Here is a 15367-nt window from a genome sequence, read left to right as displayed (position 1 = left end):
TGGGCGAAGGCGCTAGAGAAGCGATTCCGGGACGTCGACGTGGCGCGAGCGCAGCCACTCACCCAGCGCCTTGGCCTGCTGGTCGAAGCGGGTGGCGGACGAGACGCCCTCGCCAAGCAGTCCCTCGATGACGAAGTTCAGGGCGCGCAGGTTCGGGAGCACGTGGCGCTGGACCTTCAGCGACTGCGTCTCCGGAAGCAGCGTGCGCAGCTGCTCCTCCGTGAGGGTGTGCACGAGCCAGCGCCAGGCCTCGTCGGTGCGGACCCAGACGCCGATGTTCGCGTCCCCGCCCTTGTCCCCGCTGCGGGCCAGGGCCACCTGACCGAGCGGCAAGCGCCGGGTGGGGCCCGCCGACAGCGGCGCGGGCAGCGACGGCGCGGACACGGCTTCGAGCCCCCGGGTCTCCTCCGGAGGCAGCACGTCGATGCGCCGCCCGTCCGGCAGCACCGCGACGTGCGGCACCTTCCGCGCGTCCACGTAGCCGGCCGTGTAGACCCCGAAGGGCGAAGCGTCACCGGGCATCGCCGGCAGGAAGAAGCCGGGGTAGCTGGACAGCGCGAGCTCCACCACCGCGCCGTTGAAGGAGCGGCCAGCGACCTTCGGGTCGGCGTCCTTCACGGTGACCCGCAGGGTCGCGGACGCCTGCTCCTCGCTCGGAGCGTCGGCATGGTCGGTGCGCGCGAGCGTGTAGAGGACCTCGGCGGGCCGGGGCTTGAGCGTCGCGTTGAGCTGCGTCCGCACCAGCGCGGCCTTCTCCTCGATGTCCAGCCCCACCAGCACGAACTGGGCGTCGTTGCGGAAGCCGCCGAGCCGGTTCAGGCACACCTTCACATCCGGAGGGGGCGGCTCGCCGCGCACGCCCGACAGGCGCACCCGGTCGGTGCCGTCCTCGGCGATCACGATGGTGTCGAAGCGCGCGGTGGCGTCAGGGCCGGCATAGCGCGCCCCGCCGATTTCATAGACGAGCTGGGCCTTCACCGTGTCCACGGTGACCGCGCCCCCGGTGCCCGGATGCTTCGTGATGATGCTCGAGCCGTCGGCGAAGACCTCCGCCAGCGGGAAGCCGGGCCGGCGCACGTCGATTTCACTGAAGCGCGCGAAGTTGCCGCCGGTCGCCTGGGCGCCGCACTCCAGGACGTGGCCCGCGACCATCGCGCCCGCGAGGCGGTCCCAGTCGTCGCGCTTCCAGCCGAAGTGGGAGGCCGCGGGGCCGACGACGAGCGAAGCGTCCGTCACGCGTCCCGTGACGACGATGTCCGCGCCCGCGTCCAGACACGCCGCGATGCCCCAGCCCCCGAGGTACGCGTTCGCCGTGAGGGGCTGCTCGAAGCCAAGCTCGTCCGCGCGTCCAACGAGGTCATCGCCTTCGACGTGCGCGATGTTGACGGTCAACCCCAGCTTCGCGGCGAGCGCGCGCAGGTCGTTCGCGAGCCCCTGCGGGTTGAGGCCACCGGCGTTCGCCACGATGCGGACCTTGCGCTCCACCGCGAGGCCAAGCGTCTCCTCCAGCTGCCGCAGGAACGTCTTCGCGTAGCCGCCATCCGGGTTCTTCAGCCGGTCTCGCCCCAGGATGAGCATGGTCAGCTCCGCCAGGTAGTCGCCGGTGAGGACGTCGAGCGGACCGCCCTCCAGCATCTCCCGGAACGCGGAGAAGCGGTCGCCGTAGAAGCCGGATGCATTGCCGATGCGCAGCGCTCGCCCGTCCATCGCACCTCCTGTGCCAGGGAGCGCCGAGTCTGCACCCCACCCTCCAAAGAAAGCAATCACGATTGCTTTTTTCTTCCCGCCGCAACAGTCTGGACCCATGAGCGGCACGGCGGGCGGAACGACACGGCAGGAGCAGGAGCGCAGCCGGGTGACGCGGCAGAAGCTGATGACGGCCGCCATCGACGTGCTCGTGGAGAAGGGCTGGGCGGGGGCGACGATGGGCGCCATCGCCGAGCGCGCGGGGGTGTCGCGCGGCGCCTGCCAGCACCACTTCCCGACGCGCGCGGCCCTGGTCGCGGCCGCCGTGGAGCACGTCTTCCACCAGCAGGTGGAGGAGCTGGTGCGGCGCGCGAAGGGCCTGTCGGAGAGCCGGCGGCGCGTCGAGCCCCTCTTGAACCTGCTCCACGACGTCTACGCCGGACCGCTCTTCACGGCCGCGACGCACCTGTGGGTGGCGGCCGGGGCCGATGAGGAGCTGAAGGCCCTCCTGCTGCCGCTCGAAACGCACGTGGGCCGCGAGGTGCACCGGCTCACCGTCGAGCTGCTCGGACTCGATGAGCGCGACCGCGACGTGCGCGACGCCGTGCGCGCGACGCTGGGCCTCCTCCGGGGCCTGGCGCTCGCGAACCTGCTCCACGACGACACCGCCCGGCGCCGCAAGGTGCTCGCGCACTGGGCACGGACGCTCGAAGCCCAGCTCACACCGAAGCGCGCCGCGCAATCCGACTGATCCGCTTGGGGCTACAAGCTTTTCAAAGCGATTTCCCCTGAACCCGCGAAAGGCATTCTTGATATGACTTTCACCACGGGTACCCCACCCCCACGCGGGTGCCCGCCGGAGGGGAAATCCAAATGAGAATCGTTTCCAGAGGGACCCGTGGTCTCGTCGCCGCGCTCGTTGGCGCGGGCACGCTGGCTGTCGTTGGCTGTGGTGAGGTCGCGAGCACCCAGGACGCCACCGTGGCCCAGGCCCGGCAGGAAGACGCGTCTGCCTTCAGCCAGCAGGTGGCGCGGCTGAGCGGTGCCGAGGCTCCCGAGGACTTCGTGCGGAGCTGGCTCGCGAAGGAGTCCGGCCCCGAGTCGAGCCTCCAGAGCGCCGCCTCGCGGGAGCGCGTGGCCCAGTTGCTCCGCGACTGGCCGGTGCGCGCCGACGGGAAGCTGGACCTGACGCGCGCGCCCCTGCGCCTGCGCGAGCTGGCCCGGGGCAACGCGGTTGAAGGCTCCTCCGCCTTCAACGCGCTCGACGCGAAGGGCCGGCCGTTGAACCTCATCGTCACGGCGCAGGCGGACCGGCTCCTCCTGGAGGAGGATCCCGACACCCAGGCGCCCACCGTGGAGCTCACCGCGCCGGCCACGGGTAGCTACGTGCGCGCCACCGTCGCCATCACCGCGAACGCCACCGACGACGTGGGCGTCGCCCGCGTGGACTTCTTCGACGGCACCACGCTGCTCGGGTCGTCCACCGTGGCGCCCTTCACCTTCTCCTGGAACACGGTGTCCCAGGGAGGACCGCACTCGCTGACGGCGCAGGCGTTCGATGCCGCCGGCAACAGCGGCACCTCCAGCGTGGTCAACGTCGAGGTGGACAACAATCCCCCGCTGATCCTCGCGGGCAACCCCCGGCTCCCCCAGATCAACCAGAACTACGTGCGCGGCATCGTCGGCGCGTCGTGGTCGGTGGCCCTGCAGGGTGGCGCGCCCGTGGCCCTGGCGCAGGTCTTCCAGAACGGGACCGTGCTGACGTCGAACCCCACCGTCTCCGGCACCACCTACTCCTACTCGTGGGACACGCGGGTGCTGGGCAACCGCTCGTACACGCTGGGCTTCCAGGCGACCGACGCCGCGGGCAACCCGTCCGGGATCTACAACCGGACGTTCATCGTGGACAACACGAAGCCGTCCGTCTCCACCATCACCTCGCCGGTCAACGGCGCGGTGGTCAGCGGCGTCGTCACGCTGGCGGCCACCGCGGGCGACAGCCAGGCCATGGCCTACGTCGTCTTCGAGGTGGACGGCGTGTGGCTCACGCCCTTCGCGACCAGCTACCCGTACACGAAGACGTGGGACACCACGGGCCTGTCCGGCACGCACACCATCGTCGCCATCGCCTATGACCGCGCGGGCAACGACCGGCGCAGCACCCCCATCACCGTCACCGTGCCGTGAGCTGAATCAGCAGCGGTAGAGGTACGTCAGCGCGGTGATGTCCGTGCTGGTGAACTCGCCGGTCGGGTTCGGCGGAAGGCAGGCGTTGAAGATGGACCCGTTCACGTAGGACGTGGCGGGCGTGCCGGGGATGAGGATGGCCCCCACGCCCGCCGTGCCCTCGTTGACGCCCGTGCCACAGCTGATGACCTGGGAGTAGTAGTCCGAGTGGCGCATGCCCAGCGCGTGTCCCAGCTCGTGCGTGACGATGTGCTCGACCGTGTCGAGCGGCGCGGTGTTCCACCCCGTGCCGATGGTGATGGTCCCGTAGGGCTTGCCACCCGAGGGGAAGCCCGAGTTGTAGACGGTGCCCGCCGCGGTCGTCGCGACGATGGTCGCGCCGCAGCCGGTGGCCGGGCCGCGCACCATGGTGAAGCACAGCCCCAGCGCGTTGTAGTTCTGGATGGCCAGGTCCAGGCCCTGGCTCAGGCGGCTGAGGCTGGCGAACGTGGACGTGGGGTTGATGCAGATCTTCCGCACGAGGGACGTGCTGACCAGGTTGGTCGTCCGGTACTGCTCCGCGCTGCCCTCACCGGGCTGGAGCATCTCGCGGGAGGACTCCAGGCTCACCCGGGCGTCGCCGCCCACGGAGACGGTCTCGCCGGAGACCTGGATGTCGCCCGCCTGGAACCCCGCCTCCATCAGGTTGGAGACGATCTCCTGCTGCTCCTGCTCCAGGTCGGTGCCGCAGCCGGACAGCAACGCACCACAGCCCACCACGAGCACCACCGCGCGCTTGAACATGGTCGTCTCCCCTCGAGTTGTGTCGAGCGGAGCCGGGCCTCAGCGCTCGACGATGTCGGCGTCCACCAGGTACGGCGACGCCGCGACAATCGACTCCATCGTCCACCCCTGGTTGGCGCCGCGACCGGTCTCGTCGCAGTTGCCGTCGGTGTGGATGCCCAGCAGGTGGCCCTGACGGTTGAGCACGCCCGCGCCGGAGCTTCCGACCAGGGTGTCCAGGTCCACGTAGTAGACCAGCGAGTTGCACGCATCCAGGTACTCGCCCTCGGCGATGGACTTGGGCTTGCCGCGGGGGTGCTGGATGATGGCCAGGCGCTCACTGGGCACGGCCGACAGCAGCACCGGCGTCACCCGTGGAAGGACATCCAGCTGGATGAGCGCGTAATCGGGTTCGAGCGACTGCTCGATGACGGTGCCCTCGGTGATGAGCGGGTCGCCGTCGGACTGCTCCTCGAAGTTGAAGACAATCAGTGGCCGGTCGCCGAGCGCGACACAGTGTCCCGCCGTCACCACCACGGGGCCCGCGCTCGCTTCAATCAGCGTTCCGGTGCAGCTTCCAGCAACGATGACGACCGCGTCCTCGACCGCCTGCGCGACGTCCGCGAACTCGCCCTGGTAGCTGTTGATGGGGGTGAAGTCGGCGGTCGGGCCACACTGCGTCAGGCCACGCACCTCCGACGGCTGGCGCACCCGCGACGCCGTGGGACTCTCACAGACTGCCGGATGGGAAATCACGGGCACCTTCTCCTTTCCACAGGCCGCGAGGCCGAGGATGAGGAAGGTGCCCGTGAGGATGCGACCCCACGGACTCATGAAGGACTCAAGGGGTCGCAACGCCATTCCTTGATGCTAGTACAGGGCGTTCAGCGCCGTGATGTCGGAGCTGGTGAACTCGCCACTCTCCGTGGAGCGGAAGCAGGAGTTCATGATGGAGCCGCCCACCGTCGCGGTGCTCGGCGTGCCGCTGATGAGGATGGCGCCCACGCCCGCCGTGCCCTCGTTGGTGGCGGAGCCGCCGCAGGAGATGGAGCGGTTGTAGTAGTCCGAGTGACGGAAGCCGATGCAGTGGCCCAGCTCGTGCGTGATGACGTGCTCGTTCACGTCCACGCTGTAGCTGTTCAGGCCGGTGCCGATGTTGATGGTGCCGTAGGGGTTGCCGCCCGACGGGAAGCCCGCGGAGCCGCCGGCGCCGGAGGTGACCGTCGCGGTGATGTTCGCGCTGCAACCCGTGGTGGGGCCACGCGCCATCGTGAAGCTCAGACCGCGCTGGTTGTAGTTCTGGATGGCCAGGTCCAGGCCCTGGCTCAGGCGGCTGTAGCTGTTGAACGTGGACGTGGGGTTGATGCAGATCTTCGTCTTGGTGGAGCTGACGAGGTTCGTCGTGCGGTACTGCTCCTGGGTCTCCTTGCCCGTCTGGAGCATCTCGGCCGAGGCCTCCAGGGTGACGTGCGCGTCACGGCCCACGTACACCTGGCCGTCAGCAACCATGATGTCGTCCGCGGGGAAGCCGGCCTCGATCAGGTTCGCGACGATCTGCTGGTTCTCAGCCTCCACGTCGGTACCGCAACCGGACAGCATCGCACCACAGCTCGCCACGAGGACTGCCGCCTTCTTGAACATGAGTCGTTCCTCTGGTTCGGGGGAGAGATCCGCTGCCGCCTGACCTTCCCGTCAGCCGCGGACAGCTTGCCCCGCCATTGAGCAACTGCCGGGCCAGCCGTACGTCAGAGGGAATAACTTGGTTTTGTTGATTTTCATGGTGCGCCGATACTCCAGCTTCCAAGAATCTGGGCGTAAAGCAGCGTGACGATTTGGGTCGCAAGTAGCTGTTGTGACAGCTCTTTTACTTGCGCCCTGGGGGGCCTCCTGTTTTCGGACAGGGGTGTCTTTCAATCAGTCACCTGCCCCAGGGTCGGATTTACCCCGTGAATCCACGGAATCCATGTAGGTCCTGGCAGGCTGGGAGTGAATCCACTCCCGGAGTATTCCGTCCCCATGACCATGCGCCCTTCCCTCCCCATCGCCGCGCTGTTGGGTGCGGCCCTGTCGTTCCTTCCCGGCTGCGAGAGCACGAAGTCGAGCGGCCCTTCCCCTTCCGATACGCGCTCCCAGGACACCGCGTCCGTGCAGGCCTCCGAGGCCTGGGCGCGCGCACGCGTGGGGGATCGGATCACCTACGCCTTCACCGCGACGCAGGGCCCCTCGCCGCGCGGTGGTGGGGGCACCGCGCGCAGCCTTCAAGGGCAGCTGACGCTGGAGGTGGTGGCGGTGCAGCAGCCCTGGGTCTGGGTGCGCGCGGCCTTCAGCGATGAGTCGGGCAAGCCCTTCTCCCAGGCGCGGCTGGCGCAGGACCTGCTCTTCCCGGTGCGCGCGGACACGACGCGTCCGCTCGACGTGCCCCATGGCGGCAAGGCCACCGCCGAGGTCGTCTCCGGCGCGGGCCGCAGCTGGGAGGCGGTCCGCTACGTCAACGATCAGCGCCCCGTGGACGGCCCCCTGCGCACGCGCGTGTACGCCAACACGCCGGGCCCGCTCTACCTCATGCGCGGCCTGGTCGAGGCGGGGACGGAGTCGTCCGGCTTCGGCATGCCGGGCGGCGTCAAGCTGACGCTGCGCGAGGTCCGCGAGGGTTCAGCGGAGGCCAGCGCCCCCGTGCCCGCGCTGGAGCGGCCCCTGGGCCCGGGCGCGTTCTACGAGCGGTTCGTGGACGTGGCGGGGACCCCGCCCGGCACGCAGCGCGTGTGCTTCAGCGCCGAGCGTGGCTACCTGCTGCGCACCGAAGGCCCCGTCGAGGCCAACGCCGCCCCGTGCTCCGACTTCTCCCAGGCCGAGCCGGAGCCGCTGGAGGAGCTGCTGATGGGCCTGCCCTGGGAGGTGCTCTCCGCGGGGGATTGGCCGCCCGCCTCCGCCGCGTCCGCCACCCGAGGCACGTTCAGCGCGGAGGGCCGGAACGTGCCCGCGCTCATCGAGCAGAGCAGCGAGAACGTCGAAGGCACCCAGCGCGTCTTCTCGCAGACCTACGCGGCCGAGCCGTGGGCACCGGGGCTCGCGGGCATGCCCTATGAGGTGCGCTTCCAGCCGCTCGCCAGCAACACCGAGCGCGTGGTGACGGGTGGCAAGAACGAGCCCGAAGGCGGCACGCGCATCGTGCGCTGGGGTTCGTGGCTCGCGGGAGCGAAGTGACGCGAGCGTTGGAGTGACAGGCTTTACGGAGCGGGAGCGCCGCTCCGTGAGCTGTCATTGCCGCGCACCCATTCGACCTGGAGCACCGCGCTGGCCGGGCGGTGCGTCCATTCCTGGAAGGACGCGTGGAACGCCTCCACGGCCGCGAACAGCGGGCTTCGCGGCTGCCAGGCCAAGGCCTCCGCGTCCCGCGCATCGCGCACCTCCAGGCCAATGAGCAGCGGGCCTCCGGCGTGCGCGGGCTGGAACGGGCGCACGGAGAGCCGCCTGTCCCCCTCCAGCCGATACACCAGGGCCGTGACGTGTCCGAGGACCCAACCCGCGACGATCTCCCGGTCGTCCGGGGTGGCGGCCTCGACGGACAGGCGCAGCGTGGCCTGTGGGGACTCATGGGCGTTGAAGGGCGCGAAGAGCGCGGCCCAGGCGGAGGGAGTCCCTGCGGCGCGCGCGTGGGCCACGAGGTCGCGGGCACGGAGCAGTTCCTCCCGGATGACGCGGAACGTGGACCGCGACACGTTGCGCGCGGTGTTTCGCGCGGGGAGCGCGGGGGCGATGACGGGCAGGAGGTCGCGCTTGCCGTCAGGCCGGTACCGCGCCGTTTCGGGCGTGAGCGTCACGGGCTGGGGCCACGGCCACGAGGCGAAGGTGCTGAAGAAGTGCGCGAGCAGCGACGCGTCGGACCGCATCGCGTCCTGGGTCGCGCGGGTGCACGCCCAGGCCGCGAGCAGCGTCCACGACAACCCGCCCAGGTAGCCCAGCGCGTGTGAGTAGATGCCCCGCGCTCGGGCCCACTGCTTGACCGCGCGCAGCAGGGTCTGGAATCGCGCGGTCCGTCCGCCGTCACGGGCAATGGCATCCATCAGGCCCAGCGTGTCCGCCAATCCCAGCACGGCGCGGAGGCCCGCGGGGTCGAGCTGGTCGCCATGCCTCGCGAGCAGCGTCAGCGGATCTTCCGGAGGCACGCCCTCCGGACGGCCTGCATAGGCCAGGTCGAAGCTCACGCCTCCCAGGGACAGCTTCACCAGCGGGATGGCGGCGTCCGCCATGTAGCGCGCCGTGCCGGGTGTCAGTGCCTGGAGGAGCGCTCGCGCGAAGTCCTCGCGAGGCAGGCTCGCGGGGCCAATGGCGACCGCGTCCACGTCACTGCCCGCGCCATCCGTGCCCAGGAGATACGAGCCATAGGGATGCAGCGTGGTGCCGATGCTGTCGCAGTGCTGACGCAGCTGCTCCACGGCCGCGGTCCTGGCGGCGTGCCCGTCCTGCGTCTCGGCACCCAGGGTTTCGCGCAATGCAGCGTCTTCGCTTCGTGCCGGTGCGAGTGGGATGCGCCGGATGATCTCGAAGGGCGTGTCGCCCCGCCTCCGGATGAGACAGAGCTCGCCCACACGGAACTTCAATGGCCGCCAGCTTCGCTGCCACTCGGCGAGGGTATCGGCAGGGTCTTCTGAGAGCGGGAGCTGACCTACGGAGAGGTGGGGCGTAAAGCCACCGTGAGCGGACGTGGCGCATTCGGGCAGTGCCGCCACGAGCCTCGCGTGCAGGGCCGACAGCGCGCTGGCGGGCTGGGCATCGGGACGGAGCCACGCGGTCGCGTTGGCGCGGTGCTCGAAGTGGCCGAACGCGGAGAGCGTCACCTCGAAGGGTTCGGCTCCCTGGAGGGCATCCACGAGGAGGGCCTCCGCCGTCTCGAAGTCCTCTTCCGGGACGAAGGGATACAGCAGCGTGATGTGAGGCATCCACCGCTGGAACTTCGCGTCGTGCTTCTTGCGCAGCGCCTGGATGGGCCCCCAGACCTCTTCCGGAGGGATGAGCACCAGGGCCGTGTGATGCACCAACGCCGTGGAGGCCCGCGGCGCGAGCGTGGCCGCACCCCGGCGCAAGGCGCAGCGCAGGCCGGAGTGATCCGACACGAACAGGGGCTGCCCATTGGGAGCGGGAGGGCCCGCCAGGGGCGCTTCGCCGAAGAGGTCCACGGCCGTGGGAGTGAGCCGGCCCGAAGGCGATGCCACGAACACCCGATCCAACCGCTGCATCCGCCCCGAGACGGTGGTGAGCGCCGCCAGCGTGTTCAGCCGGGGGTTGTACGTCTCCCCTGCTTCCGAAGGCCGTAGCGCGGACCACGCATCCACGAAGCCCGCTCGCGCGAAGGACTCCGCTTCCGGCGCTCCGTCTCCGAAGTTGAAGTCGCCGGCCAGCACCAGATCCGGAGCAGCATCCTTGTCACCGGTGGCACCGAGCGCACGGGCCCATTCGAGCAGGGCCTCGACCTGCACGGCGCGCGCGGAGGCGCCGGATGCATCCCGGTTGCTCGTCAGGTGCGGCGTGGCCACCCACAGTGCGCCACCGTTGAGGCGCAGCTCGGCGGCGATGATGCGCTTGTCCCGGGAGAAGACGCGCTGCCACACGGAAGCGAAGGGCACGCGGGACAGGAGCACCTGGCCATAGCGCTCCACGGTGTGCGCGCCGGGACCATCGGACAGCCAGTAGCGCTCGCGCACCCAGGGTTCCGCGAGCAGGGCCCGGAGGAACGGCGGAGTGACCTCCTGGAGCGCGATGACGTCCGCGTCCGTCTCGCGGAGCAGCGCGAGCGCCGCCGGGGTCCTGCGCTCGGTGGCCAGCAGGTGCGCGTCGTACAGGTCGAAGAGGACGTTGAAGGTGGCGAGCGTGAGCGAAGCCGGATTGGCAGGCGCGTGGCCCACGTCACGCGAGCCCTCCATCCACGAGCCCGAGCGTGCGTCGTACCGCCATGCGGGCAGCGGCGTGAAACCCGGCACCGCGAGGAGCGGAGGTGACGCGGGCTCCTCCTCGGGCCGGGCATTGCTCAGCAGGTCGATGCGTTCCTTGCGGTCCCACACCACCTGGGGTCCGCGCTTGAAGTACCAGACGCGGTGCCAGGGAATCTCGCCATCGGGGACGAAGGCCTCGAAGGGCATCTCCTCCAGCGCGCCACGGTGCGCGTCGTAGCCGACGACGAACTCGCGGGCGTCGAGCCGTGGGTCCCACCGGATCCGGTGATACACCTCGCGGCTGGTCGTGAAGCGTTCCTGAGACATGGCGCGGCTCGTGGCGAAGAGGACGGGAAGGCACGCCAGCACGGGCCGCGCACGCGCCGCCTTTGACGCGATGGATTAGGCCCGCCTGACATGCGCCACCGCAAGGCCAGGCGCCCCTGTTTCGATATACAGCGGCCCATGGGTGAATGGGGACAAGTGACGCTCTTCCGGACGGACGACCTCGACGCGCTGGAACGAGCCATCCGCAATCTCTGCCTGGAGGAAGGGCTCGTCGCCGTGCCCTACGTGCGGCGCAAGCGCGAGACGTGGGACCGGATGCAGTATGGAACCGGCGCGACCTCCGACCGGTGGGCCCTCGCAATCGGAGCCGGGCGCGGAGGATGGTCCGTCGTCAAGACGGCTCCGCTGGAGCTGCTCGCGGAACCTGGCACCACGCGTGAGCACAGGCTGGGGCTCATCGCGCGCGTGCTCGGGTGTGAGGCCCTGCACGTCTCTCTGTATGACGGCACGGCGATGGTGAGTGCGCAGGCCTCGCCGACAGGCGGGGTCGTGTTGTCTGGGTATTCGATGGACGGCACGAGCTTCCATGGCGTCGAGATTGCCGAGGAGCGCTTGATGCCCAGGATTGAAGGCCCGGGCATCCCACCTTCCATCATGGAAGCACTCGAGCACTTCACCTCCGATGGATTCAATGAACTGATCAAGCAACTCGCTGGCGAGCACTGGCTTGATGTCTCACTGAAGCTCATCGAGGGTGACGAAGTCCCGTCAGCACGGGTGCTGTCATTCGCACGCCCTTCGATGGAGACGATGCCTCCGCTCCGGGTGAAGCTCGCGGTGGAGGAGCATCCCCTCGGCACCCGCTACGTGCTGGATGAGGGCATCTGGATCACGGATAGCCGCATCGATGCGGCCTCCTCGGCCCTGGGCGCCGACTTCGTCGCCAAGGTCGCTCGCTGGCTGGAGGTCCCTGTCGCGCTGGAACCCGGCGTGCCGCGCTCCCTCTTCTGCGTCCGTGCGCAGCCTGGCGAGTACACACCTCGCGATGGCTTTGAGACCGAGCTGCTTTCCCTCGGTGACGACGGCGGAAGCGAGCTCCTTCTGCACACCGCGCGGGACCTGGGGATCGCCGAACTCGAAGAACGCAGCCCGCATCAGCGGCGACACCTTGTTGCTCGGCTCACCCACGCCCTCGTGGGTGCGCGTACGAATGGCCCCGCGGTGTATCGAGACTTCGAGCGCGTCTTCGATGAACCGACGACGCATGCCGTGGGGACCTTCGCGGGGGAGCGGCTCGTCACGGCATGGTGGCGGCTGGGACGCTCAGCGGTTGCGATTGAAGGCCGTGAGGTCTTCGAGCTGCCAGGACTCTGCACGGCCATCTCGGCTACGCCGCGACAGGTCACACTTGCGCTCGTCACCCCCAGCCACGTCAACGGACGATCCCAGGGCTACAGACAGGATGATCACACCGTCACGGTCGTCATCGACGTCGACACGGGCTTCACGCAAGCGTCGGCGCAAGGAGCGATGCAGCCGCCCCCTGGCGTTGAAGGCCTCCCCTCCCTCTGTGATGCGGTGGGCCTCGAACCCGTTGCGTACTCCGCGAGCGGTGCACGGTGCCTCGCGCGGACCGACACGCGCAGCTACTTCGTTGGGAAACGCCATGTGGCCCGGGTCTTGCCATGACGTCCTCATGGAGGAAGACACGGAATGGGTATTCGCGCAGGTGTGGTGGGGGCGGGGTTGGTGGTCATGTCTTTGCTGTCGGCCGGTTGCAACGACGGGTCGCCAACAGTCGAGCCAGGTGGGGAAGAGCCTGTCGTTGATCCCACCGACGGAAACGAAGTTCCCACGCTCCCCCCTCCGGGTTCTCTACCGGACTCCGGCACGCTCCCCCCTGACGAAGACGGAGGCACTCCCGACGCGGGCGAAACTCCCGACGCGGGGACGACGCCGGATCCGGATGCCGGCACTGGCGAGACGCCCAACGCGGGCCCGTGGCCCACGGACGCGGTGCTCGACTACACGCGCTCGTATGGCGTCGGCAAACCGCAGAGCGTCGGCGTCGATGAGGGATTGAACCTCTGGTTCCTCGACGGCCGCCGCATCGGCGTGCTTCGCCCGGGCGATACCGCTCCCACGTGGACCACGGGCGTCGGCCAGGCGCGCGAGCCGTTTGGCCCGGAGGCCTTCGCCACCGGCTCCACGGTCATCTGCGGCGGAGCCGCCGGACGCGCCTACGTGGGCTACGCCGCCAACGAGATGAAGCGCGCCGAGGGCATCGAGCAGCGCACGTACATCCCCTGGAAGGGCGAGGCGGGCTACTCGCCCGAGCGCTTCGCCGAGTACATGAAGGGGGACCTCGACGCCGTCCGCGTCCAACCGGACGGAAGCGTCGCGCTCGAGGAGCACCTGTGGCGCACCACCGGCGCGTCGAACAAGGACCGTCAGGCGGGCATCCACAACACCAATGACTTCCACTACGAGGAGGACCGCTCCGTCCTCAACTGCGCTCGCGTGACGCGCGGCCGCGACCGCGGTGACCTCTACATCACCACCAACCACGGCGTGACGCGCATCCAGGGGCTCACCTACAACAGCCACCGCCACCCGGGCTGGTACCTCTACGAGAACGGCTCGGAGTGGGGCTCGCTGCAGTGTCCCTACATGCACGGCCTGGGCATCGCGCCCAACGGTGACGTCCTCGTGGCCAACGAGCAGATGCTCGGCGTGCTCGTGCCCAGCCCGAAGCTGGAGGAGTGGGACCGCGAGTTCACCTGGGAAGGCCCCACGCCCTGGAAGTTCAAGAGCTTCAACGAGCAACTCAACGGGCAGGCCACGGACGACTACTGGCGCGCCTTCGAGCAGGTCTCCTCGGGCCGCTACTACCTGGGCAGCGCGGAGTACGGCGTCTGGGCGCTGACGCCGAAGTCCCGCTCCGCGGGCAACTGGTCGAAGGTCGCGGGCCTGCCCACCAACCGCATCCAGTCGCTCAAGGCGACGGACGACGGCGCGCTCTACATCGGCACCAACGGCGCGGGCCTCTGGCGGCTGGAGGCCGACGGCACCACGCTGGCCCCGGTGAAGGAGGTGTCCGGCCAGCGCGTCCTGCAGATGGTCTACGAGCCCACCGTGAAGCCCAGCATGCTGCTGGTCCTCACCGACCAGGGACTCACGGTCCTCCGGGGGCCGTGAGCCCGGGGGCTCAGGCGAGCTTCGCCAGGGTGGGCAGCACCTGCCCGCTCTGTCCCTGGACGAAGTGGTGGAAGCGCTCCGTGTTCGCGGCGGACTCGTAGTTCACGAGCCACGTGTCCCCGCGCACGGAGCGCACCTCGTCCACCAGTCCCGCCGCCGGCCACACCGCGCCGGACGTCCCCGCGGCCAGGAACACCAGCCGCGTGCCGTCCTGGCGCGTGATGAACTCGCCGATGCGCGCCAGGTCCTTGGGGTCCAGCATCTCCCCGAACCAGACGATGTCCGGCCGCAGCCGGCCGCCGCAGTTGTCGCACTTCGGCACGGTGCCCGACGGGTGCACCGTGGTGTCGGCGAAGGGCTCGCGCGAGCAGTCCGCGCACTTCGTGCGGAAGAGGTTGCCGTGCATGTCCACCACGCGCTGGCTGCCTGCCTTCGTGTGCAGGCCGTCCACGTTCTGGGTGGCCAGCAGGAAGCGGTCGCCCAGGTGCTGCTCCCAGCGCACCAGCGCGTCATGGCCCGGGTTGGGCTTCACGTCCGCGGCCCCAGCGCGGCGCTGCGAGTAGAAGCGCCAGACGAGCGCGGGGTTCGCCTCGAAGCCCTGGGGGGATGCCACGGCCTCCACGGGGTGGTTCTCCCACAGCCCGTTCATGCCCCGGAAGGTGGGCACCCCGCTCTCCGCGGAGACTCCAGCACCGGTGAGCACGAGCAGACGGGTTCGCGAATCCAGGACGAGCGGTTCCACACGACCTCCTTGTGCCAGCGGGCACGAGGGTTGTTAGAAGGGGCGGGACGGACTTCCTGACAGAGGACCCCATCATGGCCGAAGTCACCCTGGATCTGCGCGGTCAGCCCAAGACCGAGGCATACGCGGAGTTGAAGACGCACGCGCTCGCCATCCTCGAAGGCGTGGACGACGACATCTGCGCGATGGCGACGATGAGCTGCCTGCTGCACAACGCCTTCGGCCACCTGTGGACGGGCTTCTACCGGGTGGTGACGCCCGGGAAGCTGCTGCGCGTGGGCCCCTACCAGGGGACGCTCGGGTGCCTGGAGATCACCTTCGGCAAGGGCGTGTGCGGCACGTCCGCGGCGAAGGGGGAGACGGTGGTGGTGCCAGACGTGCACGCCTTCCCGGGCCACATCACCTGCGACGGGCGCTCCGCGTCGGAGATCGTCGTGCCGGTGTTCGGGCGCAACCGCGAGTTGCTCGCGGTGCTCGACATCGACTCCGAGCACAAGAACACCTTCGACGACGTGGACCGCGCGGCGCTGGAGGACCTGATGTCCTGGTTCCAGCACCGCACGGCCTGAGAAGC

General features: G+C 69.5%; 12 protein-coding genes. 6 read left to right on the top strand and 6 right to left on the bottom strand.

Going from position 1 to position 15367, the window contains the following annotated elements:
• Positions 1 to 12: 12 nt before the first annotated feature.
• Positions 13 to 1707, bottom strand: coding sequence for an acyclic terpene utilization AtuA family protein (locus JYK02_RS09390; protein WP_207050526.1), 1695 nt, complete (start codon positions 1705 to 1707; stop codon positions 13 to 15).
• Positions 1708 to 1804: 97 nt separating this feature from the next.
• Between JYK02_RS09390 and JYK02_RS09385 the strand changes: the two genes are divergently transcribed.
• Positions 1805 to 2437 carry a TetR/AcrR family transcriptional regulator gene (locus JYK02_RS09385; protein ID WP_207050525.1) on the top strand — a complete coding sequence of 211 codons (633 nt, stop codon included), beginning with the start codon at positions 1805 to 1807 and terminating at the stop codon, positions 2435 to 2437.
• A gap of 122 nt (positions 2438 to 2559) precedes the next feature.
• The gene (locus JYK02_RS09380; protein ID WP_207050524.1) at positions 2560 to 3873 is read left to right on the top strand and encodes an Ig-like domain-containing protein; all 1314 of its coding nucleotides are present in this window, start codon (positions 2560 to 2562) and stop codon (positions 3871 to 3873) included.
• 6 nt (positions 3874 to 3879) lie between these two features.
• On the opposite strand, the gene JYK02_RS09375 is transcribed toward JYK02_RS09380, so the two are convergent.
• Genes JYK02_RS09375 through JYK02_RS09365 form a run of 3 tightly spaced genes read right to left on the bottom strand, consistent with a single transcriptional unit; the run spans position 3880 to position 6276 of the window.
• Positions 3880 to 4656, bottom strand: a complete 777-nt coding sequence (locus tag JYK02_RS09375) for a zinc-dependent metalloprotease (RefSeq protein ID WP_207050523.1) — start codon at positions 4654 to 4656, stop codon at positions 3880 to 3882.
• A 39-nt stretch (positions 4657 to 4695) separates the two neighbouring features.
• Entirely contained in the window at positions 4696 to 5496 is an 801-nt protein-coding gene (locus tag JYK02_RS09370) for a trypsin-like serine peptidase (RefSeq protein WP_207050522.1), read from the bottom strand.
• 9 nt (positions 5497 to 5505) lie between these two features.
• A complete protein-coding gene (locus JYK02_RS09365) occupies positions 5506 to 6276 on the bottom strand; it encodes a zinc-dependent metalloprotease (protein WP_207050521.1) in 771 nt (256 codons plus the stop codon).
• Positions 6277 to 6657: 381 nt separating this feature from the next.
• On the opposite strand from JYK02_RS09365, the gene JYK02_RS09360 reads away from it, so the two are divergent.
• Positions 6658 to 7839: a DUF6068 family protein gene (locus JYK02_RS09360; RefSeq protein ID WP_277991336.1), complete on the top strand. Its 1182-nt coding sequence runs from the start codon at positions 6658 to 6660 to the stop codon at positions 7837 to 7839.
• A gap of 23 nt (positions 7840 to 7862) precedes the next feature.
• On the opposite strand, the gene JYK02_RS09355 is transcribed toward JYK02_RS09360, so the two are convergent.
• Complete coding sequence (locus JYK02_RS09355) at positions 7863 to 10892, bottom strand: poly(A) polymerase (RefSeq protein ID WP_207050519.1); 3030 nt, start codon at positions 10890 to 10892, stop codon at positions 7863 to 7865.
• Between the two features lie 90 nt (positions 10893 to 10982).
• On the opposite strand from JYK02_RS09355, the gene JYK02_RS09350 reads away from it, so the two are divergent.
• Both JYK02_RS09350 and JYK02_RS09345 read left to right on the top strand, forming a co-directional pair.
• Positions 10983 to 12542 carry a hypothetical protein gene (locus JYK02_RS09350; protein ID WP_207050518.1) on the top strand — a complete coding sequence of 520 codons (1560 nt, stop codon included), beginning with the start codon at positions 10983 to 10985 and terminating at the stop codon, positions 12540 to 12542.
• A 66-nt stretch (positions 12543 to 12608) separates the two neighbouring features.
• A complete protein-coding gene (locus tag JYK02_RS09345) occupies positions 12609 to 14051 on the top strand; it encodes a two-component regulator propeller domain-containing protein (RefSeq protein ID WP_242588508.1) in 1443 nt (480 codons plus the stop codon).
• A gap of 10 nt (positions 14052 to 14061) precedes the next feature.
• Here the strand turns inward: JYK02_RS09345 and JYK02_RS09340 are convergent, their stop codons facing one another.
• A complete protein-coding gene (locus JYK02_RS09340) occupies positions 14062 to 14793 on the bottom strand; it encodes a Sir2 family NAD-dependent protein deacetylase (RefSeq protein ID WP_207050516.1) in 732 nt (243 codons plus the stop codon).
• 74 nt (positions 14794 to 14867) lie between these two features.
• On the opposite strand from JYK02_RS09340, the gene JYK02_RS09335 reads away from it, so the two are divergent.
• Positions 14868 to 15362 carry a GAF domain-containing protein gene (locus JYK02_RS09335; protein ID WP_207050515.1) on the top strand — a complete coding sequence of 165 codons (495 nt, stop codon included), beginning with the start codon at positions 14868 to 14870 and terminating at the stop codon, positions 15360 to 15362.
• Positions 15363 to 15367 lie beyond the last annotated feature (5 nt).

It is taken from the genome of Corallococcus macrosporus (genome assembly GCF_017302985.1).
Taxonomy (GTDB): Bacteria; Myxococcota; Myxococcia; order Myxococcales; family Myxococcaceae; genus Corallococcus; species Corallococcus macrosporus_A.
This window is presented reverse-complemented; position numbering and strand designations above follow the sequence as displayed.